Below are 24,433 nucleotides of genomic sequence, written 5' to 3'. Positions count from 1 at the left end.
ATCAAGCCAAGGTTCAACTATCGATGAGGGAGTTTCGTTATAGGCCGTCTAGCGGGCTAGTCGTGCCACTAAAGTGTTGCCCAATAACGTGAGTGTAAATTTGAGTTGTCTTAACATCACTGTGCCCCAGTAGCTCTTGAACCGTTCTGATATCGGAGCCTGACTTTAGAAGTTGCTTAATAAATTGATTGTACAGATAGGCTAGAGCATTGAGGGCAACCTTTTGAGTATTGATGGCGACTTTTTGTTGATTAGCTAAATGAGAAAGAAAGGAGACAACTTCAATGGCATGCATCTGTTCAGGGTCTTTAAGCTTATGAAAATGAATGAAGTATTTTATCCAGTAACAGTAGGCTTTGATTGTCTTGCGACTATAGCCTCGCATCGTCATATGTTCGCAAATTGCCTGCATGAATTGACTCGCCATATATACCCCTTCTAAAAAGCTGTGCATACACAGTTTATTGGAAGGGGTATATATGGCTTAAAAAAGAGTGGTTTTTAACTCTGATGGAGCACGAATTTAACGAGAGGTTGATTTTAAGTCATTGATTAATATTCGAATTTGCGAGTGGTTAAGAATGAGGCCGAGCGTTACATAGGCGGCAATATGTGCTTGCAGGTTTTCACACTTAATGTTTAGACCCACTTTTACATTAAATGCATAGCATTCAGTTGGTTATGAGCGACCTTTTTGATATGTTAAGCGGATGGATTCGTGCTTGCACGATATTAAAATGTTAGGCCCCACTCATGAATCGAGGTAAACATGAAATATCCAGGTCAACCCCAAACTCCGCCTAGTTGGTACAAAGACAGAGGACAATCATATATTGAGAAGGAATTTAGTAAGGAACTAGGTGACTTAGCAAATGCTATAGAAGCTGAGCATTGGTTTGGTGATAAAGAAAAACATGGTCGTTTCCGCGTTGATTTTATTTTAAAAGATGCTCGGCTAATAATCGAATTAGATGGGCATGAATACCACTCAACAAAAGAACAATTAGAAAAAGATGCAATAAGACAACGCTACCTTTCTAGAGCGGGCTACACGGTAATTAGGTTTACTGGGCGTGAAATAAATCGCAACCCTCAATCATGCGTTGCAGAAGTTAGAGAAATATACATAGAGCGAATGCAAAGAGCTCCTGCTAAATACCGTGTAATGTATATTGATTATCCATTTCTCTATCGAGAAACAGCTAAGGCACTTTATTTTTTTAAAAAGATAAATCCTGATAAAACATTAAAGCCTGTAAGCATTGATGAGCTCATTCCTCATGCGATTGAATGGTTGCATGAAAAATCGTTCATCACAGCGTTTGTCTTCCACCCACCAGAAGATGAGCATGAAATAAAGTATTTAGATGGTTCAATTAAAGAGTATAAAAAGGGTGAAGTGAGAATTAATACTGTTTTAAAAGAATGGTATACATTAGAATTAGGTGAGCATATGGAAAGTTTCTCACACTTGTTTGATGAGTTTATTTTAATCGCTGATGACCCTGTATATATAAAACCTCTTCGTGCTGTTCTTCCTGATGAATTAAGTGACAGAGAGCATGGCTCTTATAGTTTCAAATACTTGGCTAACGGTAAATTACTACGTCATGGTAATGAAGAAACTTCATATGTTGGCAGTGAACTAGTTCATGTTTTCTGGCAGAGAATTTGGTACATTATTGGTGCATCTATGGGATTAAGCTTATACGAAATGTAGAGCCTAACAATTGCATCAACACGATTTACTACACTCGGAATTTTTGGTTGTCGGGTGTTTCTCGTTTTAAGGCGTCAATTTTGAGTATAATTACATAGTAGTAAACGTGTTATGCAGGCGTTATGTGTTTCTCGGTGAGTTTTCGTAATTAAGAGGTATAAATGGTTAAATTGATCGTGACAGTTATATTGGTTATCTTACTCTGGTTATTAAGCCCAGCTTTAATCAGTAATGTTGTATTTCCTCTACTAGATATTAAATCTGATGAATCAAGTGGTTTGTATACCGCAATCGCAGCTTTATTTTCTGCTTTAGCTTTTTCCGCTTTGCTAGTGACTCTTTGGTTGCAAAGAGAACAGTTAAATATTCAAAAGAAAGAACTCGAATCTGCTAAATCTGAAAGTGATCGTAATATTGAAATAGCTGCTTATACTGCTTTACTTGCCTATTACGGCAATGGAAATAAATATAACCCTATAGCATGTGATTTAACTCCTATGGATATTGCTAAGCGCTTAGATAAGTTACTTGGTAGCCCTAATCGTTTAGACAATGAAAAAAACACATAACAAATGCATCAACACGATTTGCTACACTCGGCGTTGTCGGTTTGCCTTTAGTTTCAGTGATTAAGGCGTTAAAATTCAGCTAGGCCTGCATAGTAGAGTAGCAAACGTGTTATGCAGGCGTTAGGTATATGGAGCGTAGATGTCTTTAGATGGTTTGATCAGAGAAATACAAAGAAAAATTGGTAGAAACATTCTACTTTTTCAACAGCTCGAATACGCATTAAAATATGTTGTCGCTAATGGACAGTTCTCCGGATATTCAAGTGATTTAAAAAATATTATTGAATCGAAAAGAGAATCTGTAAATAAACAAACAATGGGGCAATTAATAGGACAGTTTGTTGAAAGTCATAATCCGGCAAGAGATGAGTCTTTAAATGAACCTGAAGAATTAAAAGAAGCACACTTTTCATTTGATTTTCGAGTTGAAACTGACGAAAAAAGTTATGAAGATCAAAAAGAAACCCTTTCTAGGTTAGTATTAGAGAGAAATAAATTAGTGCACCACCTTCTACTTGAGTTTGATCCTAATTCTTTTGAAAGTTGTGAGAAAGTTGAAAGAAAACTCGATGAGCAAGCTGATAGAGTAAGAGTCGAAGTCAAAAATATTCAGAGTTTGGCACAGAGCCTTTCTGATATGAGAAAAAAAGTATCTGACTTTTTATCTTCTCAAGAAGGTCAAAAAGCGTACTTACTTTCTTTTTTACGACAAGATAGGTTAGTTATTTTACTTTCTGAGATTTCGACTCAAGTAGCTAGAGAGGATGGTTGGACTTTAATGAACACAGCTGGGCAGTTAGTTAAACAGCATGCTCCTGATGAATTAGATTTACTACATAAAGGCACTGAGCATAAATCATTAAAGTCTTTAATGCTTAAAACTGAAATGTTTGAATTTAGTGAAGAACATACTGATAAAGGTGGCATTAGAGTATTGTATAAATTGAAAGACGAGTACCAGTTATCATATGCCTAACAAGAGCTTTAAACGGAACAAAAAAACAGTTGGTTAGGTTCCACTTCGCTCCACATTATAACCAACAATTTTTGTCCGCTTAAGCGGGCGTTAGGCGCTAGTCAAATAGGAGTATAAATTGAGTACTGAAAAAAGTTGTTATTATTGTGGCGTAATAGCTACGAGTAAAGAACATGTTCCTCCGAAATGTCTTTTTCCTGAAAGTAAAGATGTAACAGATGGAACGAATTATCGTAATAAACTAATAACGGTACCTTCATGTGATCTTCATAACAGTGCAAAATCTAATGATGATGAACACTTGCTTGTCATGCTGTCGATCAATATTCTTAATAATGCACAAGGTAATGAGCATGCGAAGGGGAAGGTTTTAAGGGCACTTAAAAGGTCAAAAGGATTATCAACGTCTTGTTTTAAAGATATTCAATCTGTAATAGTTGAAGATAATGAAAAAAAGACTGTTGAAAATACAATTGTAGTTAAACTTGATGACGAAAGAATTAATAGCGCTATAGAGCATATAACCAAAGCTATTTATTTTCATCATTTTGGAAATCAGTGCAATGAAAGGATTCAGACAATATATCATGGTGCGATTTCTATAGGGGAAGCTGATGATATATCTCTAAATGAGATTAATGAATCACTCCGAAAGAATGCTGATTTAATTTTGGAATCTGTTGAAGTTCTTGGTGATAATCCTGAGATATTTAATTATAAGATTTTGGAAGTACCTGAGAATATAATTAAATTTATTATGCGTTTTACGTTTTATGGTGGAAACCAAGTCACAGTGATCGGAAGAAGCGCCTAACAATTGCATCAACACGATTTACTACACTCGGCAATCTCAGTTTGCCGGGTGTTTCTCTTTTTAAGGCGTCAATTTTAAGTATTATTACATGGTAGTAAACGTGTTATGCAGGCGTTAGCTGTTGTCTATTATATACAGTATGGTGTAATATGCTTTCTTTTCAATTGGCTATTTTTAATGCAAACACAATTAAAAAATTTATACCGTCGTTCAGGTATTACAAAAGAAAGTTGCTTCCACTCGGCTAGGCGTTTAGATTCACATAATAATTTATCGCTTTGGGCTCTTACAACACTGGCGTTTAGCCTGATCGTTATTTCACTTATCACACAACTTTATTCTGAAAATAAATTTGTCTCTGAATATAGTAAGTTCCTTGATTTCTCAATGACAGCGTTATCGATTTTAGCTTTAATTATCTCAATAGTTGTTGCTAAAAGTAATTTTGCTTTAAGAGCTGAGCAGTATCGCATGCAGGCTAAAGAGATTAGTGAATTACGAATTTCATTTCGTCACTTAGTAGATAAAGATGATGATGACAGAACTAAAGAAAAGTTATATGACGAAAAAAGTGTAGCTTATTCAAGTATATTAGACAGAAATTTAGTTCATGACCAAATTGATTTTAATATTTCAAATACAACAGGCATTGAGCATAAATATTACTTTATCAAATTAATTGTCACTGAATATTTAGGTTATGTTGTAGTTATTTTATTATCACTATCGTTGTTATGTTGGTCTTCATATAAAACGTATAGTGCTGTTGAATCTTTTATGATAATGGAAAATCCTCAATCAGTATCTATCAATTCTGATGCTGTCGAGCATAAAAAACAGTCTAATTAGCGCTGAAAGTAACAGCTAACAATCGCATCAACACGATTTGCTACATTCGGCATTCTAGATTTCTTTGGGTTTACTGCGTTAAGTGGTAAATTTAAGCTTAATCTGTATGGTAGCAAACGTGTTATGCAGGCGTTAGCGCGCTGGGCCAATCAAATCCTGGATGACATTGGAAAGGGTATCGGTCTATTCTTATTCTGATGTTTTTGTGAGGGTTAAAAGTATGGCACCAAGAAACTATTACACGTTACCTGAGATCGTCTTTTGCACTTATATTGCAAGATTTGGTCGCAGCCAGTTTGATGAAAATGATATCAGTGAGTTTAGTGGTCGTTCATTATCATCAATTAAGATGAAGGTTCAGAATATTGCGTCAATGATAGATGAAGCCGGTTATCAAGCATCGAACCAAGTTAGTTTGCTTACTGGAAGAACAACTGGTGAAAAAGGGCGTAAAACCAACTGGGATGATGTGCGTCCCCTGTTAAATCTAGGCCAAAGTGAGTTGCTCAATAAATGCAGTGAACTTGGCATAAAAGCGCGCTAACAAACGACTATGGCACCAATAACTAAATTTTGGTGCTGTTGCTATCCCACATAGTCCCATTTCTCATCAACCATTTTAGAACGTTAAATGTTAGGTCACCACAATCTGTAGAGGAAAAGTGCATTGAAGTTAACGAATAAACTCGTACGTTACCCGCACATTGATGTTGATCGTGCGTTTGAAAAAGAAGCTGAGTTATTGCAGCAAATACAGGCCGGTGAGATTGCGCAAGCCTTAATGCTTTGGCAAGCAAAAACGCCAACACTCGTTTTGCCCGCAGGTAAAAAGTGGCCAGTGACCGTAGAGTCTAGAAAACAACTTGCGGCACAAGGTTGGCAACTCACCTCACGAAAAACAGGTGGCGCTCCCGTTCCCCAACTGCCGGGGATAATTAACCTATCGCATATCTACCATTGGCCTCGTGATGAAGCCTACAACATCCCAAAAGCGTATCGACATTTATGCGATGTCTTAACCCAGTTTTTTAAAGAACTGGACATCGATGTAGATGTACACGCAACCCCCGGTTCTTATTGTGATGGTGAGTACAACCTCAATATCAATAAACAAAAAATAGTGGGTACTGCTCAGCGTGTTTTGCTTAAACGAGGAGGCGGTCAAATCGTACTTTCACAAGCCTGTATCTTGTTGGATGTCGACTTAGAGAACAGTGTTGCACCCGTGAATTTTTATAATCAAGTTTGTGGAAATCCAACCGTGGTGGATGCGCAGGTTCATACTCCGTTGTCCGCGCATGTGACACCCTTGCCCAACGTAGACTCACTCTTTCAACGGTTGAGCCAAGCTTTCATCAAGCATGCGTAATGCCTTCCTTTCGCTAACGACTGCCAATTTGTTGGGAGAGGAACCATTTCAATGCTATCGAAATAATAGTTGAAGCTCTCTCGTCACGACATCAGACAGTTTTGAGTTTTTGGTGCCCCTAAATATGGAGCACTCCTTGTATTGTATCTGGCTAGCGAGAGTGGGATTTCAGCTCGAGCTGTTCTGCAAGTAACTGGTCGAGAGTTGTCACCAGCTTTTGATTTTTCTCCGTATCTAATGCATCAGCATGAGGGTCTTTGAATAATCCCGAATCATTATCAAAGTACCGTCCTGAGGCATCAGAAAATTCTTTCGACAGTGCAGCTCTGCACAAGATATCAGCACCAATCCCTAAGTCATTGCCTTCCAAACCATACGCATCTTTAACCAATTTACTGCCAAGAAATGAGGCCGGATTAACGGGAATGATTAGGGGCCCTTGATCTCCTAATTGGTGCGCAAGATGGATTGACCACATCGTTAACGCCAACTTACTTTGTGCGTAGATGGGGCCATCTAAAGCGTCAGGATTTGGGCTGACAAGTGCCTCGAGATCGACCGATGACTGAGCGGCTGAAGATAGATTGACGATGCGACCGTTGGCATCAAAAAGTGGTAGCAGCTTTTGAGTCAGTAAATAAGGGGCAATGGTGTTGACGGTAAAGCGGACATCGAGATTGTCTTTGGTGGTGATCTCGGAAACCTTGTAGATGCCAGCGTTGTTAATGAGTACATCGAGCTCTTCATGCTTCGACTTTATTTGGTTGGCGAGGGCTGCAACTTCAGAAAGAGAAGAGAGATCAGCAACATAACTTTCGATAATCGCATCCTTGGATAATCGAGAAAGGCCGGTTTCTACTTTGCTGAGTTTTGTTGGGTTACGTCCATGGATAAGGATGTGATGCCCTTGTTGGGCTAACATTTTCGCGGTCTCTAAACCGATACCATCTGTCGCACCTGTAATCATGATCTTTTTTCGCATCTTCCTTCCTTGAATAAAGAGTCCGGACAACTTTTATAACAAAGTTTGATTGCACAAAGTTTCTACTACTTCACATGCTGAGATATAGAAAGTACGGATGTGTATTGCGATTGATAAACCGTGAAACAAGGGTGTGGTTTAACAAACACAGTACTGTTTTTCTGGGCTTGATAAGAAGATTTACTCAATGCTATTTGAGTGCTGTGAGTGGGGGTTCTTATTTTATTTTCTTGATATCGAATAAAGCTCAAATCAAAAAAGCCTCAACCAGTTTAATGGTTGAGGCTTGGTCGTATTAGCCTTGTTTCAGCCTATTTAGGCCAGTTTGACGTTGTAATTATTTTACCTTAGAGCGGCTTAGTGAGCGTGTTCGTGTGAATCTTGGTACAACTCAGCGTCTACTTCTTCGCCTTTGTTTGGACGAGGAACAATCTCAAAAGAGGTATCAGCTTCAGTCAATGAAGACAGCAGTTTGTTAAGTGATGATTTGTCACCTTTCACGCCTGCTTGTCCGTCTTCTAGCAGTTTTCCAAGGCTTGTTTTCTTAAGCACGATATCAGACACGTCAGACTTATTGATGATCAGTGTGGTATCCGCATCTTGCAGTTCTGATACTTGGATGTTGTTCAGGTTGCCGTTAGACATTTCAACGTAGTAGAACTCTTTTACATCAGGCAACTGAATATTCAACGTAAATGGTGTTTCTTGCGCCTTTAGCGAATCCACTTTAACCGCTAAGTAATCCAACAAGTTCTCAATGGTCATGTTAGCCAATACATCCGGAGATGCAGTTTTTGGTGCGCCCGGTTGTGTGCCAATACGCAGTTCTTGGGCGCCCGTAAGGTAGATGTTTCTCCAACCTGCGCCTTCTGATTGATAACCCAATTGCTCGTAAGTATCTGCCAATAAGCCACGTGCAACTTTGTTCTCTGGCTCAGCTTGAATCACTTTATTCAGTGCTGTTGCAACGAAGCGATATTCGCCTTCTTGGAAATCTTGCTGTGCTTTTTCTATCACAGCATCGCTGCCGCCCATGTACTCCACAAACTTCACCGATTCTGGCTCGATTGGTAATGGGTTTAGGTTCGCTGGGTTCATGTCGAAGTAACCAAGATACATGTTGTACACAGCGCGAGCGTTGTGAGAGTAAGTACCGTGGTAACCATTGGTGTGCCAAGACTGTTGAATGCTGTCTGGCATTACCTTGTAAATCTCGTCACCGATATCTTGTAGAACCACACCGTTATTGGCTAAACGAAGCGTTTGGTTATGAGTAAAACCGTAAGCATCGCGCTGCATTTTTAGGTAATCAGAAATCTCTTGTTCACCCCAGATTGGGGCTGAGTGAGACGCAAATAGCACCTCTGTTTCTTCGCCCCAAGTGACTAACATCTCGTTGATTTTTTTCGACCACTTCAAACCATCACGTACTTTTGCACCGCGAAGCGTGTACAGGTTATGCATACCTTGGTAGGTCAGTTCGCCAGTCCAAAGTGCTTTCATGCTTGGAATGTAGGTCACCATTTCAGATGCCGCTTCGGTACCTGAAGCATCCATGAATTGCATTTCTAGGCCGTCGATAACCAGAGTTTCAATTTCTTCGTTATGGTTCAGTTCGTAGTCTGGCAGGACGTAAGTAATGCTACCGGTTGATAGGCCTTTAGACAGTGCCGCATCAACAATACCGTGTTCGTGTCGGTTCAGGGTTGCGCCATATTGATAAGCAGTACGACGAGACATCGCATTACCTGCTAATACGTTTTCGTCGACGATTTCTTTAGTGATGTTTTTCGAACCGTACACTTTTACATCTGGGTACGCGTCTTTGATTGCTCTTGCGCCACCAAAGTGATCAGCATGTGAGTGTGAGTAAATCATTGCAACGACTGGCAGTTCACCGCCATCAGGCACATTGTTCTTGAAGAATTCGAGTGATTTGGCGGCTGATTCTTTGGTAAGAAGAACGTCGTAGGCGATCCAACCGTTGTCACTACGAATGAAAGAGATAGACGCTAAATCCGCGCCTCGAACTTGGTAAACTTTACCCGGAACAACTTCATATAAACCTTCCGCCGCTTGGTTCAATACCGCTTGGCGCCACAGTGAAGGGTTTACCGAATCTGGTGCTTGGTCTGCATTCGTTACACTTGGATCGATGAAGTTAAAGCTATTACGAATGATGTCGCCCGTCTCTTGATCAAAGCTAGCAACAAGACCTTTATTGTTATTGTCGAAAGCGCGAGTGTCGGCAAAGTTAAGTGTTTTTGCGAACTCTTGGTTTGCTTTAGTGGTCATCTCGGTTGCGCTTTTGCCACCTTGATCGCCAATTTCGCTGAAGTGTGCGTGGTCATGGTTAGCTGCAATCGCAGGGAATGCGAGCGAGATAGCTAGGAACAGTGATGCATTTTTGAACTTGTGAGAAGTTGTCATAAGAGCCTCTTCAATTCGGGAAATTGTTTCGTTGAGAGGATTATAGGACTGTAAAACATAGTGAGAAATAAAGTAAACTTTAGTTAATACATCACGAACTGTTATGTATAAGCTAAACTTTAATCAAGGACAGGCTTTAGCGCGTTGTTTTATTGAGACGCAGCCTGAAGTAACGGTTTTAAATAGGGAGTGCGTCTGTGAGTGACGTTGAAAAATTAGATTTAAACTTGTTGAATGTGTTTTTAGAAGTGTATCGATTGAAGTCGATAACTTTGGCATCTGAGTCCCTGGGTATGACGCAACCGGGTGTGAGTGGTGCGCTGAAGCGATTGCAGTCTCAGTTAGGCACTGATCTGTTTATCCGAGAGGGGCGAGGGATCAGTCCGACGAATGCTGCAACGCAATTAGCTCTTAGAATCGAACCTGCGTTAGACGGTATTTCTAGTGCTGTAAGTTCATTGCAACAGTTCGATAATCAACAACATCATGTGTTTCGAATTCTGGTTAATGAGATCGGTTTGACCAAGCTTCAACCTCTTGTGGAAAAAGACAATACTCTTGGAAATATCTCTATTGAGTTCAATATGGTACCGAGTAATGAGGAGGATCTTCTTCAAAGCTTAAGTATGCAGCAAGCCGATTTAGCTATCGATATCCACTACCCACAAGTTAATGGGTACATGAATCAGAAAGTGATTGAGGATAGGTTGGTGTTGATCGCTCGCAAGGGGCACCCAAGAATTGATGGTTCAGTAACAGAAGCACAATATTACGATGAAAAGCACGTTACTTTTAGAATGCGTCGTTCTCGCCTTTATACCGCAGATTACTTTACGAAAAGCCCGATACAACAGCGAAAAGTCAGCTCCGAATGTGATTCATTGATGACGATGTGTGTGTTGGTCTCTGGCTCTGATTGTGTTGGTAGTACGTCTCGTGATTTTGCTAATCAGTTTGCGGAGCAATTCCAATTGCAAGTTCTCGACCAGCCGTTTGAGGTCTTGCCCATGAAGCAGTATATGATTTGGCATAAGAGAACCGATTTGAATCCTGCTTATCAGTGGTTAAGAAACAGGATTCAACAATACATGGCCGACTAACGAGCCGCTTTTGCCGCTCGTTTTTGTTTTGCACTTTCTATCATTTTAGAAGGCGTCATACCCGTTACTAGCATGGTGCCAGTAATAACAAGAATAGAGCCGAAAATGGTGTTAAGACCAATCGCTTCGTCTAAGAACAGGTTGCCCCATAAGATACCAAATACCGGAATCAAGAAGGTGACAGACAGAGCCGAAGGCGCACCTAATTCTGAAACAAGGTTGAAGTAAAGCAAATAAGCGAGACCCGTACAAACAGCCCCTAATAGGATGACGGATGTTGTAATCGTCAAGTCTGGCGCTTCTCTCATCGGGAAGAAAAAGACGAACGGCAACACGATTAGTACGGCAGCCCACATGCTGCCATGAGCATTATTGAACGCCTCAACTTTTGGCGCCTGTTTTGTGTAATTAGACGCTATCCCATAACTAAACGCGGCCATCATAGCAGCCAAAATAGGAACAATTGCCTCTTGGCCAATGTTCATCGCATCCCAACCCACCAACACACCAACGCCAGCCACACCAATACCTAACCCGAGTAATACTCTGCTTTCAAGTGCGGTTTTCGTCCATATCGCACCTATGATCGCCGCCCATATTGGCGCCGTTGAATTGAGAATGGCAAGGGTAGAAGCGTTAAGTGTTTGCGCAGCGTAAGCGAACAATAAAAAGGGTACAGCGGTATTAAACAGCCCAAGAATAAAGAAATGTTTAGCGTGATCGTTGAACGCCAATTTCTTTCTTAAATACAAAGACACCAACAGTAGCGTGATTGCTGCAAACATCACTCGTGCTTCAATTAATACTGCTGGCCCCAATGGATTCGCAGCTATTCTCATAAAAAGAAACGAGCCACCCCATATCGCAGCGAGAGTTATTAGTTTTAAAAAGTTCACAGCTTCAATCTCAGAATGTGTAAAACATCGACTATGGATCAAAGCTATGTATTACACAAACTTAGATGTTAATACTGTGCAGCTACTTGTTATTATTTTGATAACTCAACTGACCGTTAAACAGGAACACATTCGATGAATTTCGTTCTGTTTATTGTTCCTTTTTTGATGAGTAATCTAACGTTAGACATCAAACTTAGGTGAACAGAATGAAGATTGAACACATCGCAATATGGACCAAACAGCTCGAAGTACTTAAGCGGTTTTATGAAAATTACTTTGGTGCGGCGTCTAACCAGAAATATCGCAACCCAACTAAAGGCTTCTCTTCCTACTTCCTCTCTTTCGAGAGTGGTAGCCGATTAGAAATCATGGAAATGGATTCGGTGCCTGAATCAAAGGATGATATTTATGACCAATTCACAGGCTTCATTCATATGGCGATTTCACTAGGATCTGAACAAGCGGTCGATGAGTTAACAAGCCGCTTGATTCAAGATGGTTATGAGCGCTTAGATGGCCCAAGAAGAACAGGTGATGGCTATTATGAGAGTTGTGTACTCGATCCTGATGGAAATCGTTTAGAACTTACCGTTTAATAGAAGGAGCTTGAATAGCGTTTAATTCACTAACGGAACTGAGGTATTACAATGATGAAGCGTACTTTGACTTTCTTTTTTAGTCTTGGGCTTATGGGATGTGCTACCTCAGATCTGGTGTATGAGAAGAAGCCAGATGCAAAGCCTGAACCGTCTCAACCAATCGGCTACCTTGGATTCAAAGCGAATCAAGAATGGGCTGTTAAATTCAACGACTGTACGGTCTATGATTTAACAGGCGCACAACCCTACCAATGGTTTGATCGCACTTCAGCCGCAGTGAGCTGTTACACGTTTAAGCCAACCGATGCTATTAAGCCTTTGCTGGTTTATTCCTATGCCACTTTCAACAGTAATAAACTCACCCCGATTAACCGCTTTCAAGAGCTGCAGGTATCAGAGTCAGGCTGGGGCAGTTTTCCTATCGTCTACGAGACAAACGGAACCAATTGGCTGAAAGTCAAAGAGGGTTGGATTCACCTCACACTAGCCGATCAGACTTTGGTTCAGTTCTATCCCGGAACTCAAGACCAATCTGGTAAATCACAGCATGACCAGTATTTTGAGCAGCATTGATGTTGGGGGGCCATTTGTCCCTATCGAATTGGTAGGGGCCAAACATGGCTTTCGGAATATTTTGATAAGAGGTTTGTGCAGCACTATTTTGAGGTTGAGTCGTTAAGCGTTGATACTATTTCTAGAATTGATTCGAATTCACATTCGGTGAAACATTGACGTCTATCTAGGCTGTAGGTGAAGTTGTATAAATAGTTGAATATGGCACGCCAATGCTGCGACATCTGGTATGAGATGGTCTTTTGATATTGGGTTGGTAACCATTGAGTTAGCTGGTTTAAGTAGTCTTGGTGCCATTCAGTGCCGTTGAGTTCAAGGTTAGGCTCTTTGTTTTCAGTTAGAGCGCATAGAGTGATATCCCAATAACCACTTGGGTATTGCTTGGTTTGAGTCGACCAGTTTTCTCCCCACCAACCAATACTCTTTTGCTCAATATCAGTCGTGGAATTCTTTACCGAGGGTTTTGTGTATAGGTAATAGAGATTGAAGCGACCAGCTACTATCTCTTGGGTAAGGTTGGTGATGGCGCCACCGCGAATGAAACTCTCGTGTTCTAGAAAGAAGTCGAATTGGTGATGTTCAGGCAATATTTTAGACAAACTTATCCAATGGGCGTGAGCTGCATAGACGGGACGCAGCACGCTTCCTTCATTGGACTGACACTCTATTTGATAGGCGTAACCTAATTCGTCAAATTTGCTCCGAGCGAAGATTTTGTCGTAAGTCGCCTGAACGGTTGTTAAAGGTGAACTTGACGAATCATCAGTTACTTCGACGAAGTCCAAGTAATAGAGCCCTGCGGGACTTTTCTGTGTGCCATATTGGTAAAAGTTGTCAGTGTCTAAAACATGGAAACCATACTGACTGTCAGTGGTCGATAGGTTCCAGCATTTTAGGGTATTGCCTTTTCCTGAGCGCGATAAAAACGTGAAGCTTGAGGTGTACAAAGACATGCTGCTTTCGGTTTCGCTGAGGTATTTTTGAATCAGCAGTTGATTGAACTGTTGCAGCAACAGAGCCAACTGTTTTAAGCGAGTATAGAAAAGTTTGCTATTGAGTTGAGATAATCGTTGAAGATCTTTAGGTAAAACGCCAGAAGTCAGCAGGGTTAACAAAGGTTGTAGTGTGCTACTGGTCTTGTGTGGATTGAGTAGGCTGAACACCGTTGAGCATTGGTTGCATTTAACACGCGGTGTGCCGATCCTTGTGCTCCCATAGGCGCTGGTTTCGGTGTGTTTTAAGCAAGTAGGACATTCAATATCAGCTAAGTGGAGTTGATTAGTTTCGATTTGCTTCGCTAAAGCGAGGATCGGCTCGTTTTCCAGTATCGGAGTAAATGCCCCACACAAGGGGCATTTATAAGACGCGAAGCCTAATTGAGAGCTGCGCTGATAAAGGCTTAGATCAGGATTAGCTAGGTTAAAACAGTTATATGTTTTACAGCAATTGAACTGGGTTCTCATGAGCGTTGTACCTGCTAATCCCTGATACATATTTTATGACGTTGGTTGTTGGATATCTCTGTTACTGACGACTTACATCGACTTGACGACCAAGTTCAGGAACTGTGATGTTTTTGCGTTCTTGGAAACCTTCAACAAGTACTTGCATGACCGGCTCTCCGTTCGATAGTGTTTCGCCTTTATTAAATACAGTGTAACCATCGCCACCACTTGCCGCGTATGAATATGTCGCAACTTTGTACTTCTGATTCTCGGATACGGGCTCGCCGTTGATACTCAAGCTAATCAAGCGCTCACCTTCCAGTTGTGTACTGTCGTAAGTGGCTTTAATCCCTGAGAATTGCGCCAGACCGTAAGGTAATGTGTAGCTGTATTCAAGCAGCTCTTGAACGTTGTCACCCGTTAGTTCAACTACAGTTAGTGTGTCAGTAAACGGGAAAAGGTTCATTACATTTTCACGAGTGACTGCACCTGGATTTAGGTCAACACGAAGGCTACCTGAGCTGATCATCGCGATGTCTGCTTGGCCTGCATCTTTCATCAAATCAGCCACAAGGTTACCAATATTTGACTCTCGATAGTAACGGCGTGATGCGGCTTTATCTAGGGTCGAAAGCTGATCTGCTAATGTTGGGTGAGCATCGCGAATTTTCTGAATTAATGCGTAAGTCGCTTCGTCACGCTCTAATTTGGCCGATTCAACGGGAATCAATTTTCCGCCTAAGAATTTCACATCATGCTTTTCGGTATCGACAGTAAATTTGGTGTAGCCAAGGTGCATGCCTTGACCAAAGGTTAAGCCGATAACGGTGCCTGTTTTTGGATGAACGACTGGTTCAATTAAACCATTGTCAGAGTGACCCCCGAAGATCACATCAACGCCTTTGAGTTTTCCGGCCATTTCGTAGTCTTCATCGAATCCGCGCTGAACTTCTGCGTCGGCTTCTTTGTCTGTTTGCATTGGTGCCGTCTTGTTTTGGTGCGTTAGTACCACGATCATGTCGACATCATCGCGGATCTTATCAGCCCATTTTTGAGCGATTTCCGTAGGATCTTTGACGGTTAGCCCTTTACGGTTTCCTTTCCACATTGTGTTGTAGAACGCATCAATTCCCATGACACCAATCACGCCGATTTTAACGCCATCACGCTCAAGGATTGTGTAAGGTTGAGCAAACATCGAATCAGAAGCTTCATGGAATATGTTCGCATTGAGCACAGGGAAACGAGCACGAGGCATGGTTTCTACAAGTGATTCCCAACCGTATTCGAATTCATGATTACCCAGTGTGATTACGTCATAACCCATTGAGTTATATAGGTCGAAAGGCAGCTTACCTTTCGACTTTTTAGAGAGTGCGCCCGTATAAATATCACCAGCGTCTAATAGGAAACTGGTTCCTTCCTCAGCTTGAACGTTTTTGATCAACGTCGCCAAGTAAGGAATACCGCCAATCAGCTCAATGTCATCATTCCAGAACGCATCTACTGGTTCGTAAACACTTTCAATATCGTTGGTATGAAGCAGAGTGATCTCTTTTATTTCGGCTAAAGTTGGCATTGAAGCTACTGTCGTTAATACGGATACAGCAAAGCATAAAGGTTTCATTTTGAGGTTTTTCATAGCGTGCTCATGTCAGTGAAGGAAACGTTTGCCATTTTAGTGAGCGCGAGTGGGGTGAGTGTGCGCCAAAGCACAGTCCTTAGCCTAGATTGATCCTGGAAACTAAGGAATTACCTTTTGAGTTGGTTTTAATGAATGGAGTCGCTTGGGTAGGTATGAACTCAAATTAATCCTAAGTTTGATCAAAAAAAGATCAAAAAGGCATTGTTGAAACCGGTTTCAGTATGTATCTTTACTTTATTGAAATCGGTTTCAGAGTGGCGGTTGCTTTTCTAATACCAATATTTTTCACGAACAATCTGTAGCGAGTAACAGTATGAACAACGAATTTCCGAACGATTTTTTATGGGGTGGTGCGGTTGCTGCGCATCAGCTAGAAGGCGGCTGGGATGCGAATGGTAAAGGTGTGAGTGTGGTCGATGTATTAACGGCAGGCGCTCATGGTGTACAACGTCGAATTACAGATGGTGTAATCGATGGTGAAAACTACCCAAACCAAGTGGCTGTTGATTTCTACCACCGTTACAAAGAAGACATTAAGTTATTCGCAGAGATGGGCTTTAAATGCTTTCGAACCAGTATTGCTTGGACGCGTATTTTCCCAAATGGTGATGAAACCGAGCCGTGTGAAGCGGGTTTAGCGTTTTACGATAACCTGTTTGATGAGCTGTTGAAATACGACATTCAACCAGTGGTAACACTGAGCCACTTTGAAATGCCTTACCACCTAGCCAAAGAATACGGCGGCTGGATGAACCGCAAAGTGATCGATTTCTTTGTTAAGTATTCAACCACGGTGATGGAACGCTACCAGCACAAGGTGAAGTACTGGATGACGTTCAATGAGATCAACAACCAGATGAATACCTCGGCGGATATCTTCGGTTGGTTGTGCTCTGGCGTGAAGTTTCCACAATGCGAAAAGCCGCAACAAGCCATGTATCAAGCGGTTCACCACCAGTTTGTGGCGAGTGCTTTGGTGGTTAAGAAAGGTCATGAGATCAACCCAGATCTGCAAATCGGTGCGATGTGTGCGATGGTGCCTTTTTACCCTCGCTCTTCAAAGCCGGAAGACATTATGATGGCTCAGCAAGCGATGCGTGATCGTTACTTCTTCTCGGATGTGATGGTTCGCGGCCACTACCCAAGCTACGCCAAGCGCGATTGGGCAATTAAAGGCTTCAACATTGAAATGCAGCTAGAAGATGAACAGATCTTAAAAGAGGGTAAAGCGGACTACTTAGGCTTTAGCTACTACATGTCGAATACTTTAGATTCATCTTCGCATCAGTCGACTGAAGAAGCGATGGACGGTGGCCATGAAAACTCGGTTGATAACCCGTTCATCCAATCAAGCGATTGGGGTTGGCCAATTGATCCAACGGGTTTGCGTTTCTGTTTAGCTTCCCTGTATGAGCGCTATGAAGTGCCATTGTTCGTCGTTGAGAATGGTTTTGGCGCGGTCGACATCATTGAGGAAGATGGCAGCATCAATGATGACTACCGTATTACCTATCTTGGCGATCACATCAAAGAGATGAAAGAAGCGGTTGCGATTGATGGCGTTGATCTCATGGGTTACACCCCTTGGGGCTGTATCGATTTGGTGTCGTTCACTACCGGTGAGATGAAAAAGCGCTACGGATTCATTTATGTAGATAAGCACAACGATCAATCTGGTTCTTTAGAGCGCAAACGTAAGAAGTCGTTCGAGTGGTACAAAGGCGTGATTGCATCTAACGGTGCCACTATTTAGAATGCATTCCCCAGCGCAGTTATGCGAACTGTGAGCTGTGATTTTGCAATGAATTAGTCGGCCTATGTCGACTAATTTTTTATAAAGGAAAAGAAGCAATGGTAACCATGCTTGATGTCGCGAACCGCGCAGGCGTATCTAAATCGACCGTTTCTCGTGTCTTAAATGGCAAGAACATCGTGCGCCCAGATGTGGCGAAAAAGGTATTTGATGCGATTCAAGAGACGGGTTATCGACCAAACCTGTTAGCTCAGCAATTGGCGACCAAGAAGACCAACTTCATCGGCTTTGTTATCACTAATGAGCTATTCAACGGCCCTTACTTCTCTTCTTTGATGTATCACGCCGCTTCTTATAGTGAAAAGTCGAATCACCAATTGGTGATCACCGATGGTAAACACAGCGCTGAAGACGAAAGAAAGGCGATCAATTTCCTGCTCGACATGAAGTGCGCTGGCATCATCATCTATCCGCAATGTTTAACCGAAAGCGAGATCGCTCAGATCATCGAAAGCACCGACACACCGATTCTGGTGCTCAACCGCGAAATGCCGTCGAAGCCTAATCATGCCATTACCACAGACCATTATCAGAGCGCTTGTTTGATGGTGGAGCACATCATCGATCAAGGTCATACAGACATTGCGGTGATTCGTGGTAAAGCCGGGTCTTCGACCGATGAACAGCGTTATAAAGCCTATCAAGATGTGCTAACCAAGCACGATATTGCATTGGATGAATCTAAAGTCGTTCAAGGCGATTGGACGATGGAGAGCGGTTATCACGCTGTTCAAGCCTTGGTAAAAAGCAAAGCAATGTTCACTGCTATCTTGTCTGAAAACGATGACATGGCGATTGGTGCGATTAAGGCGTTAACCGAACTTGGGTACTCATTACCTCAAGATGTTTCGATCGTCGGCTTTGATAACAGCAAAGTGGGGGCGTTTTTAACGCCAAGCTTAACGTCTGTGAGTGTGCCATTACAGCAAATGACGCAAAAGGCGATCCTGCAAATTGTCGGTGAAACAGAGCAAGCGACCACCATCAATACCACCGGCAGTTTGGTGTTACGTGATTCGATAGCGAAGCTAAATTAGCACTGTTCGAATTTCATATTTCACCTACAAAAAGTGACGAGCTGCGCATCTCTTAAACCAAGCTTAAACACTCATTATTCACTGTTATTTAGATGTGCGATATTGCGTTTTGGGTCGATGAATTGAACAGCATTAGTTAAGTTGTGTGAGATCAGTTTAGTAATGTAAAAATAGCTCAGTAATGTGAGAACAGGTAAGTAATGTGAAAACAGAAAAACAAAAAATGCTAGCAGGTGAACCATATCAGGCTTGGGATGAAGAGCTTTATTCAGCTCGAATTGAGTGTCGTAAGGTACTTCAAAAACTCAACAACAGTATTCCTGATACGTCTGAATGGAAAGCGGCAACTCAAGAGCTTATTCCTGGTTGTGAAAATGCGCATTTAGAACCCCCATTTCGTTGTGATTACGGCTCGAACATCAAGCTGGGTAAGAACTTCTACGCTAACTTTAACTGTGTGATTTTGGATGTGGCCGAAGTGACCATTGGTGACAATGTGCTGCTTGGCCCTAATGTACAAATCCTTACAGCAGGCCATCCACTCGATGTGAAAGGCCGAGTTGAAGAGGGCGTAGAGTTTGGCACACCGATTAACGTTGGCGACAATGTTTGGCTTGGTGGTGGTGTAATCATCTGTCCGGGTGTCACTATTGGCGAAAACAGCGTGATTGGCGCTGGCAGTGTGGTAACTAAAGACATCCCAGCCAATGTGGTTGCAGTCGGTAATCCATGTAAAGTGCTGAAAGCGATTGATAATGATTAATTGACGCCACTGCATTTTTGAGCGGCTTTCGATCTCTGAGTTGTAGTAAACTAATGTTCTTTTTGTAAGCCCAGCTTTCTTCGTTGGTTGATTGGCTATTCTTTTCCTGTTCACAATTGCGGTTGCAGCGAACAGGAAAATTCGTTTTCTTTCAGATAAGGGAGCTTTGAACCAAATTGCGCCCTTGGTTTTTCGCTTGATACAACATCTCGTCAGCGGAAATAATGGCCTCTTCAATCGATTGCCCAGTCGATAAATCCACAAGTCCAAGCGAAGCTGATACTCCTCCTTTAATCATACTTCTGAGCTGTGGGTCGTAGGCGATTTTATCTCGAATTCTATCTGCTAACTTGATGATATCGGACTGACTTTCTGTTTTGAGAATGACGATGAATTCGTCTCCACCGATACGATAGCACTCATCGTTGTTTCTTACATTTTCTAATAATATCTCGCTTACCCGAACTAACACGTTGTCGCCGATATGGTGTCCGTAGTTGTCGTTGATCAGTTTAAAATGGTCGAGATCAATGGCAATAACTCCGATACATCGGTTGTTTTTGCTCGTTCCAGCATCGCGAATGCGTGAGTTTGCACTTTCTAAGTAAGAGCGGTTCTTCAACCCTGTTAATGCATCTGATTCCAAAGCAATTGAGGTTCGATATTGATAATGAGAAAAAGCGATCAGTAACACATAGCCTATCCCTAACAATGCGATGACCTCAACAAAACTTTGAATCACTCCCTTTATTTCAGCCACAGAACTGGTCATATTATCAAAGATAAAAAGGGTCGCACGAAGTTGTGGTAACGGAACTTCAACAAGATGAAAGTATCGAGAATTGTCATTGTTTAATTGGAAAAATATGACGTCCAGTAGTTCCACTTTGCTTACATAGACAGCGGTGTCTTCTAGAGGTTGTAAGGCGTGCGTGTTCGATAAGTCTAGATTTATCTTTTCTCCAGAAGGCATAAAGTATTGATGTTGATTGTCTCTTATAAAAAGAAGCGTGTTGGCCGTGCCGTTGATTTCTGGGAAGTAATGCTGCAGATCGACATTCGCCTCGTGGTATAGGGATGTCCGCTGCGACACGAGCCCTGCTATTAAGTTGATATGAGGTTTTGGATGATTGAAATTAAATCCCCAAAGTGTCGTTTTTCCGTTTTTCATGGCAAGAAATTGAGGTGACGATGTACTGATATTGAATCGTTCTGCGATGCCTTTAATGTCAGAATTTGAGAAAGGTCGCGTAGGCTGATAATAAACGCCACCCACATTGGGTCTGTTGGTATTTGTTGCTTCTGAGTGTAAAGAAGTACCTAAAATATTCAGTGTTCGCACGACATTACTTTGAACCAGCGTTTGAATGAGATCGCTTCGGTGAGTTTGATCTTTCTCAACAAAATGGATGGTTCTACGGATTTCACCAATATGAATACAAAGGATGACCAAAGCGAAGCAGGCCATGACCCAATGTCTTTGTTTCATTGCTAAATTGATAGCATTCATATTGGTGTACCTTTGTTAAAATGTCACAGCGCTACTTCAGAAAATAGGATCTATTGCTTTTACTTGGATATATAATTCATCGCGGTAACTTCCCGCTCGTGACAGGTTGGTGTTGTCAGTGATCGAGAGTAAAAAAGGAATGGTGTGCTGGCCGCGATTATAGTTTTTTATGGGAGTCATGCGGTGCAATCTGGACACTTCTATCCCATTCACGGTCAGTTGATAGGTAATCGTCCAATCCGGGTTCTGGGTATTGATCAGTTTGCCGTGTCGAGATTTAACCCAAAGCTCTGTTAGAGAATTAGAACGGATCATAAAATCTGCTTGATAACGCTTACCACTATGAAGTTCACCGAGTTGCCAACTGTATCCTGTTGCTGAGCGGTGAATGTTGCTTCCATGGCCAGACCAATCAAAAGTAACGAAAGACTTTATCTTGTAAGTTGCGGTACTTGTTAGTGTTGATACAGGGTTGTCTTCATACTTGAGCTTGGCAATAAAAGGCACAGTGTATTTTGCAGCGTAGTTAATTTTTGCTCTCGGATCGACCAAGTAAAAACGGACCGGAGAATTGTATTTTGCGTATAGCAAGTACTCTCGCTCTTTGGGATCATAAGTAAGCATTGTTTGGCTTTGGTTGACGAAATAAGGTCCATTTTTGTCCAACGTATTGAGAATTTTTAGTCGAACCGACCTTAATGAACATTCGCCGCTTTGAGAGCGTAGCTTTTTGAGCTCGTATTGAATTTTCGCAAATCCCGATTTATCAAACTCAATCGGACCATTGTTAAGTTGGGTTAAGCTCCATACTCCGTTGCAACTCTGTGCTAGTAATGGTGAAGGCAGCCAGAGAATGCATAATGTGAGCAGCCAATTAGTTTTTTTCATTGGAGTTACTTTGAACATTGTTTGCTCCTTGTTCTAGTTGAATATCAGAAAGTCTCAACAGGTTATCGTCTGATTCAGGGATGCTGATGATCCCCGTTGCGTTGGAGTTGATCGTTTCGATTCGATAATCACCGCTGCCTATTCCTTCAATAACGAATCTTCCGCCTTTGTTGGTGAAGAATGGATAAGATGTGTCATCGATATCGGTTAAATAGCCTTGAGTTAACGCAAGCGGTTGACCGTTAGCTAGTAGTAATTTGCCTATTATGGTTTTAGATTTATTAGACCCAACGGTGATGAGATGACTGGTATAAGCGCCTGGGGTGATGTTGTACAGATAATTGCCGATGTCATAACCAACAGGTGCGTTTGGCGCATCTACAGTAAAGCTCTGAGTGATGTGGGCTGTAGAGAGGCTGATAGCATTGGGGTAACCTTGCTGAGAAATCGCTTCTGCGTACGCGTCTTCATCGCTGTTTATTAGGGCGTCCGACTCTAAACTTTCATGAACTTGCACCACAGCCGCCGCACCATATATTGGGCGTGACCAAGAGAGATTGCTGTCACTAATTGTGAATGCTGTACTGGGTCTAAACGAGGTGACCACGGTGTCTTCGGTACTGTTCGAGTTGTAATAATTGATGTCTCCATCATATCGAACCCGGTTGCCTATGTAGTCACCACGTAATTGATACTGCCCTTGGTTCGATTCGACATCAGCAGATAGAGAATAGCCATATTGGCCAACTTGATTTTTACTTGGCTTACTAAAGCTTGCTCGTAAGATCTCAGTATCGCTGGCGTATCCGGCATCTGCGGTGTATTGCCCGTCATCAGAACCCCATGTCCAATCAACAGATACAATACCCTCTGTGTTCGAAATGCCCTCATTTGGGTCTTCTTCATGAGTAACACCTAAACCGACCACTACATTGGAGTAAGACCAAGACGTTGAGGCTTCTGCACTCCATTCCGTATCGTAACCACTCTGCTTATCAAGGTTATATGAGAGCGATAAGTAAACATCATCGGTAATGCCTAAGGTATAGCTGACTGCTGCCGAATGGCCTGTCGTTCCTTCTTCCGTCCAAGGTTGATAGGAATAGGTATCGTAAGATTCAAGCGCGATACGTAAGTTGGGGGCGCTGTAATTGTTTTGATCCCAGAGCGAGGCGGCATAATCGATGCTTGCGATATAACCGGTTTCATCATATTCACTCGACTGGCTGCCTGATAGTCGAAAGCCAATATTACCGATGGGGGTGCCAAAAGTGGAGATCCCCCCCAGTATGAATCCATCTTTATGATAAAAGCCATTCAACCCAAGCGTTAAGTATTCGGTTAAGCCATAGTCATAATAGGCACTGGTGATTAAGCTTTCGGTATCGTACTTATAGTGACTGTTTTTTATTTCTGAAGGAGCACCCAAATACACGCCAAAGTCGGATATTCCCTCTTTGAGTAGTTTAGAGTTGTAGAATACGCTGTAGAGAATGGAGTCTCGTCTTCCCGATTGATATTCAATATCTAAACGAACGTCATTACTACCTGAAGACAGTGGCAAGTTATCGAGCATATAACGTCCAGGTGGAAGTCGAAACTCTGTCACGTAGGAGCCATTAATGTACAGTTCGATGTCGGCAGACTCTTCAAGCACTAAGGCTTGAGTGCCTCCTACCTGAATACTGCGATTCGGCTGTAATGCTGAGTAATTACGTTCAAACCCGATCCCGCCAAATTGCTGGCTAGGTAGGTGGCCTGAAGTACTGTTAACTTGGTCGCCAAAAGTGACTCGATAAGGGGTTTCTGCACGGTCGATAAAGGCCGATATATCGCCACGATAAAAAGTTTGTTCCTCACTGGTGCTATCATCAAAATAGCCTGACAGTTTATAGTTAACTCCCCGCGCACCAGCAAAGTTTCCTGTGGAGATCCACTCTATATTCCACTTTTGTTCTTCATTTTGAGTCTCAACTCCTCGTGTATCAGATAGGCCAAAGTTAAAGTTATTGATGTTGGTGAAAAAGGCTGATGTGGAATAAATAGGAGGAGAGTAAGGTGCGCTGAAACTTAGCGCTTGCTCTTTTCGTGCATCTTGAACGAAAGATAATGAGATAGACATGTCAGAGGATGAAAAGGAGAGCAACACACCCCACTCTTTCAATGTTTCAACTGAAATAAAGGTATCTTTGTACGAAGATAATTTACCTGATACTTCACTTGTAAGCGCTGAACCAATCAGTGTATTCAGTTGAATGGTATGAACCTTGGAGATCGTTTTACCATCAGAGAACGCATCAATATCGCCCACTGTTGAGCCTAAATAGTTGATTGGGAATGGAAATAACCAATCCGCGGAATAGGCGTGAGGGTGGGCTAGCAAGCATAGAGAGACGCACAGAAGAACTGTGTAATATCGGCTCATGTTACCTCCCAATAAAGCTCGTGTAGA

22 protein-coding genes are annotated in these 24,433 nt (G+C 42.0%); 13 read left to right on the top strand and 9 right to left on the bottom strand.

What is annotated here, in order from left to right:
* Positions 1-37: 37 nt before the first annotated feature.
* Entirely contained in the window at positions 38-427 is a 390-nt protein-coding gene (locus tag L3V33_RS05555; RefSeq protein ID WP_237289778.1) for a phage integrase N-terminal SAM-like domain-containing protein, read from the bottom strand.
* 342 nt (positions 428-769) lie between these two features.
* Between L3V33_RS05555 and L3V33_RS05550 the strand changes: the two genes are divergently transcribed.
* The 7 genes from L3V33_RS05550 to L3V33_RS05520 all read left to right on the top strand — a co-directional run bounded on the left by L3V33_RS05550 (position 770) and on the right by L3V33_RS05520 (position 6,297).
* Positions 770-1,720: a DUF559 domain-containing protein gene (locus tag L3V33_RS05550; RefSeq protein WP_237289768.1), complete on the top strand. Its 951-nt coding sequence runs from the start codon at positions 770-772 to the stop codon at positions 1,718-1,720.
* Between the two features lie 161 nt (positions 1,721-1,881).
* Positions 1,882-2,289 carry a hypothetical protein gene (locus L3V33_RS05545; protein WP_237289767.1) on the top strand — a complete coding sequence of 136 codons (408 nt, stop codon included), beginning with the start codon at positions 1,882-1,884 and terminating at the stop codon, positions 2,287-2,289.
* Positions 2,290-2,428: 139 nt separating this feature from the next.
* Positions 2,429-3,265, top strand: a complete 837-nt coding sequence (locus L3V33_RS05540; protein ID WP_237289765.1) for a hypothetical protein — start codon at positions 2,429-2,431, stop codon at positions 3,263-3,265.
* 118 nt (positions 3,266-3,383) lie between these two features.
* Positions 3,384-4,079 (top strand): hypothetical protein, encoded by a 696-nt coding sequence (locus L3V33_RS05535; protein ID WP_237289747.1) that lies wholly within the window; start codon positions 3,384-3,386, stop codon positions 4,077-4,079.
* A gap of 177 nt (positions 4,080-4,256) precedes the next feature.
* A complete protein-coding gene (locus tag L3V33_RS05530) occupies positions 4,257-4,928 on the top strand; it encodes an SLATT domain-containing protein (RefSeq protein ID WP_237289745.1) in 672 nt (223 codons plus the stop codon).
* A gap of 220 nt (positions 4,929-5,148) precedes the next feature.
* Positions 5,149-5,472: a hypothetical protein gene (locus L3V33_RS05525; RefSeq protein WP_237289743.1), complete on the top strand. Its 324-nt coding sequence runs from the start codon at positions 5,149-5,151 to the stop codon at positions 5,470-5,472.
* Positions 5,473-5,595: 123 nt separating this feature from the next.
* Complete coding sequence (locus tag L3V33_RS05520; RefSeq protein ID WP_237289741.1) at positions 5,596-6,297, top strand: lipoate--protein ligase; 702 nt, start codon at positions 5,596-5,598, stop codon at positions 6,295-6,297.
* A gap of 151 nt (positions 6,298-6,448) precedes the next feature.
* Here L3V33_RS05520 and L3V33_RS05515 read toward each other — a convergent pair whose 3' ends face one another.
* Positions 6,449-7,309 (bottom strand): SDR family NAD(P)-dependent oxidoreductase, encoded by an 861-nt coding sequence (locus tag L3V33_RS05515; protein ID WP_346730220.1) that lies wholly within the window; start codon positions 7,307-7,309, stop codon positions 6,449-6,451.
* Positions 7,310-7,636: 327 nt separating this feature from the next.
* Positions 7,637-9,709 (bottom strand): alkyl sulfatase dimerization domain-containing protein, encoded by a 2,073-nt coding sequence (locus tag L3V33_RS05510; RefSeq protein ID WP_237289729.1) that lies wholly within the window; start codon positions 9,707-9,709, stop codon positions 7,637-7,639.
* Between the two features lie 197 nt (positions 9,710-9,906).
* Here L3V33_RS05510 and L3V33_RS05505 point away from each other — a divergent pair, with 197 nt between their 5' ends.
* The gene (locus L3V33_RS05505) at positions 9,907-10,809 is read left to right on the top strand and encodes a LysR family transcriptional regulator (RefSeq protein WP_237289727.1); all 903 of its coding nucleotides are present in this window, start codon (positions 9,907-9,909) and stop codon (positions 10,807-10,809) included.
* On the opposite strand, the gene L3V33_RS05500 is transcribed toward L3V33_RS05505, so the two are convergent.
* Positions 10,806-11,705, bottom strand: coding sequence for a DMT family transporter (locus L3V33_RS05500; RefSeq protein WP_346730219.1), 900 nt, complete (start codon positions 11,703-11,705; stop codon positions 10,806-10,808). The genes L3V33_RS05505 and L3V33_RS05500 overlap by 4 nt on opposite strands.
* A gap of 209 nt (positions 11,706-11,914) precedes the next feature.
* On the opposite strand from L3V33_RS05500, the gene L3V33_RS05495 reads away from it, so the two are divergent.
* Together L3V33_RS05495 and L3V33_RS05490 are read left to right on the top strand one after the other, a co-directional pair.
* On the top strand, positions 11,915-12,304 hold the full coding sequence (locus L3V33_RS05495) for a VOC family protein (protein WP_237289724.1): 390 nt from the start codon (positions 11,915-11,917) through the stop codon (positions 12,302-12,304).
* A gap of 51 nt (positions 12,305-12,355) precedes the next feature.
* A complete protein-coding gene (locus tag L3V33_RS05490) occupies positions 12,356-12,880 on the top strand; it encodes a hypothetical protein (protein WP_237289722.1) in 525 nt (174 codons plus the stop codon).
* 83 nt (positions 12,881-12,963) lie between these two features.
* Here L3V33_RS05490 and L3V33_RS05485 read toward each other — a convergent pair whose 3' ends face one another.
* Complete coding sequence (locus L3V33_RS05485; protein WP_237289720.1) at positions 12,964-14,343, bottom strand: hypothetical protein; 1,380 nt, start codon at positions 14,341-14,343, stop codon at positions 12,964-12,966.
* A gap of 61 nt (positions 14,344-14,404) precedes the next feature.
* Positions 14,405-15,967, bottom strand: a complete 1,563-nt coding sequence (locus L3V33_RS05480; protein ID WP_237289704.1) for a bifunctional UDP-sugar hydrolase/5'-nucleotidase — start codon at positions 15,965-15,967, stop codon at positions 14,405-14,407.
* Between the two features lie 316 nt (positions 15,968-16,283).
* Between L3V33_RS05480 and L3V33_RS05475 the strand changes: the two genes are divergently transcribed.
* From L3V33_RS05475 to L3V33_RS05465, 3 genes are all read left to right on the top strand, one after another.
* Positions 16,284-17,723 (top strand): 6-phospho-beta-glucosidase, encoded by a 1,440-nt coding sequence (locus L3V33_RS05475; protein WP_237289702.1) that lies wholly within the window; start codon positions 16,284-16,286, stop codon positions 17,721-17,723.
* Positions 17,724-17,821: 98 nt separating this feature from the next.
* Positions 17,822-18,820, top strand: coding sequence for a LacI family DNA-binding transcriptional regulator (locus L3V33_RS05470; RefSeq protein WP_237289700.1), 999 nt, complete (start codon positions 17,822-17,824; stop codon positions 18,818-18,820).
* Positions 18,821-19,022: 202 nt separating this feature from the next.
* The gene (locus L3V33_RS05465; RefSeq protein ID WP_237289698.1) at positions 19,023-19,583 is read left to right on the top strand and encodes a sugar O-acetyltransferase; all 561 of its coding nucleotides are present in this window, start codon (positions 19,023-19,025) and stop codon (positions 19,581-19,583) included.
* 151 nt (positions 19,584-19,734) lie between these two features.
* Here the strand turns inward: L3V33_RS05465 and L3V33_RS05460 are convergent, their stop codons facing one another.
* Genes L3V33_RS05460 through L3V33_RS05450 form a run of 3 tightly spaced genes read right to left on the bottom strand, consistent with a single transcriptional unit; the run spans position 19,735 to position 24,406 of the window.
* Positions 19,735-21,093, bottom strand: coding sequence for a diguanylate cyclase (locus L3V33_RS05460; protein ID WP_010431858.1), 1,359 nt, complete (start codon positions 21,091-21,093; stop codon positions 19,735-19,737).
* Between the two features lie 36 nt (positions 21,094-21,129).
* Positions 21,130-21,999: a hypothetical protein gene (locus tag L3V33_RS05455; RefSeq protein ID WP_016797865.1), complete on the bottom strand. Its 870-nt coding sequence runs from the start codon at positions 21,997-21,999 to the stop codon at positions 21,130-21,132.
* Positions 21,968-24,406, bottom strand: coding sequence for a pilus assembly protein PapC (locus tag L3V33_RS05450; RefSeq protein ID WP_237289696.1), 2,439 nt, complete (start codon positions 24,404-24,406; stop codon positions 21,968-21,970). The genes L3V33_RS05455 and L3V33_RS05450 overlap by 32 nt, the downstream gene beginning before the upstream one ends.
* Between the last annotated feature and the right edge of the window lie 27 nt (positions 24,407-24,433).

The sequence above is a fragment of the Vibrio sp. A2-1 genome, from assembly GCF_021728355.1.
Lineage (GTDB): Bacteria > Pseudomonadota > Gammaproteobacteria > Enterobacterales > Vibrionaceae > Vibrio > Vibrio splendidus_K.
This window is presented reverse-complemented; position numbering and strand designations above follow the sequence as displayed.

What these genes read in the sequence shown, in the direction of transcription:
- L3V33_RS05475 (WP_237289702.1), top strand. Translation starts at nt 16,284, where the DNA reads ATGAACAACGAATTTCCGAACGATTTTTTATGGGGTGGTGCGGTTGCT.
- L3V33_RS05550 (WP_237289768.1), top strand. Translation starts at nt 770, where the DNA reads ATGAAATATCCAGGTCAACCCCAAACTCCGCCTAGTTGGTACAAAGAC.
- L3V33_RS05555 (WP_237289778.1), bottom strand. Translation starts at nt 427, where the DNA reads ATGGCGAGTCAATTCATGCAGGCAATTTGCGAACATATGACGATGCGA.
- L3V33_RS05450 (WP_237289696.1), bottom strand. Translation starts at nt 24,406, where the DNA reads ATGAGCCGATATTACACAGTTCTTCTGTGCGTCTCTCTATGCTTGCTA.
- L3V33_RS05455 (WP_016797865.1), bottom strand. Translation starts at nt 21,999, where the DNA reads ATGTTCAAAGTAACTCCAATGAAAAAAACTAATTGGCTGCTCACATTA.
- L3V33_RS05495 (WP_237289724.1), top strand. Translation starts at nt 11,915, where the DNA reads ATGAAGATTGAACACATCGCAATATGGACCAAACAGCTCGAAGTACTT.
- L3V33_RS05530 (WP_237289745.1), top strand. Translation starts at nt 4,257, where the DNA reads ATGCAAACACAATTAAAAAATTTATACCGTCGTTCAGGTATTACAAAA.
- L3V33_RS05470 (WP_237289700.1), top strand. Translation starts at nt 17,822, where the DNA reads ATGGTAACCATGCTTGATGTCGCGAACCGCGCAGGCGTATCTAAATCG.
- L3V33_RS05460 (WP_010431858.1), bottom strand. Translation starts at nt 21,093, where the DNA reads ATGAATGCTATCAATTTAGCAATGAAACAAAGACATTGGGTCATGGCC.
- L3V33_RS05510 (WP_237289729.1), bottom strand. Translation starts at nt 9,709, where the DNA reads ATGACAACTTCTCACAAGTTCAAAAATGCATCACTGTTCCTAGCTATC.
- L3V33_RS05540 (WP_237289765.1), top strand. Translation starts at nt 2,429, where the DNA reads ATGTCTTTAGATGGTTTGATCAGAGAAATACAAAGAAAAATTGGTAGA.
- L3V33_RS05485 (WP_237289720.1), bottom strand. Translation starts at nt 14,343, where the DNA reads ATGAGAACCCAGTTCAATTGCTGTAAAACATATAACTGTTTTAACCTA.
- L3V33_RS05490 (WP_237289722.1), top strand. Translation starts at nt 12,356, where the DNA reads ATGATGAAGCGTACTTTGACTTTCTTTTTTAGTCTTGGGCTTATGGGA.
- L3V33_RS05545 (WP_237289767.1), top strand. Translation starts at nt 1,882, where the DNA reads ATGGTTAAATTGATCGTGACAGTTATATTGGTTATCTTACTCTGGTTA.
- L3V33_RS05480 (WP_237289704.1), bottom strand. Translation starts at nt 15,967, where the DNA reads ATGAAAAACCTCAAAATGAAACCTTTATGCTTTGCTGTATCCGTATTA.
- L3V33_RS05525 (WP_237289743.1), top strand. Translation starts at nt 5,149, where the DNA reads ATGGCACCAAGAAACTATTACACGTTACCTGAGATCGTCTTTTGCACT.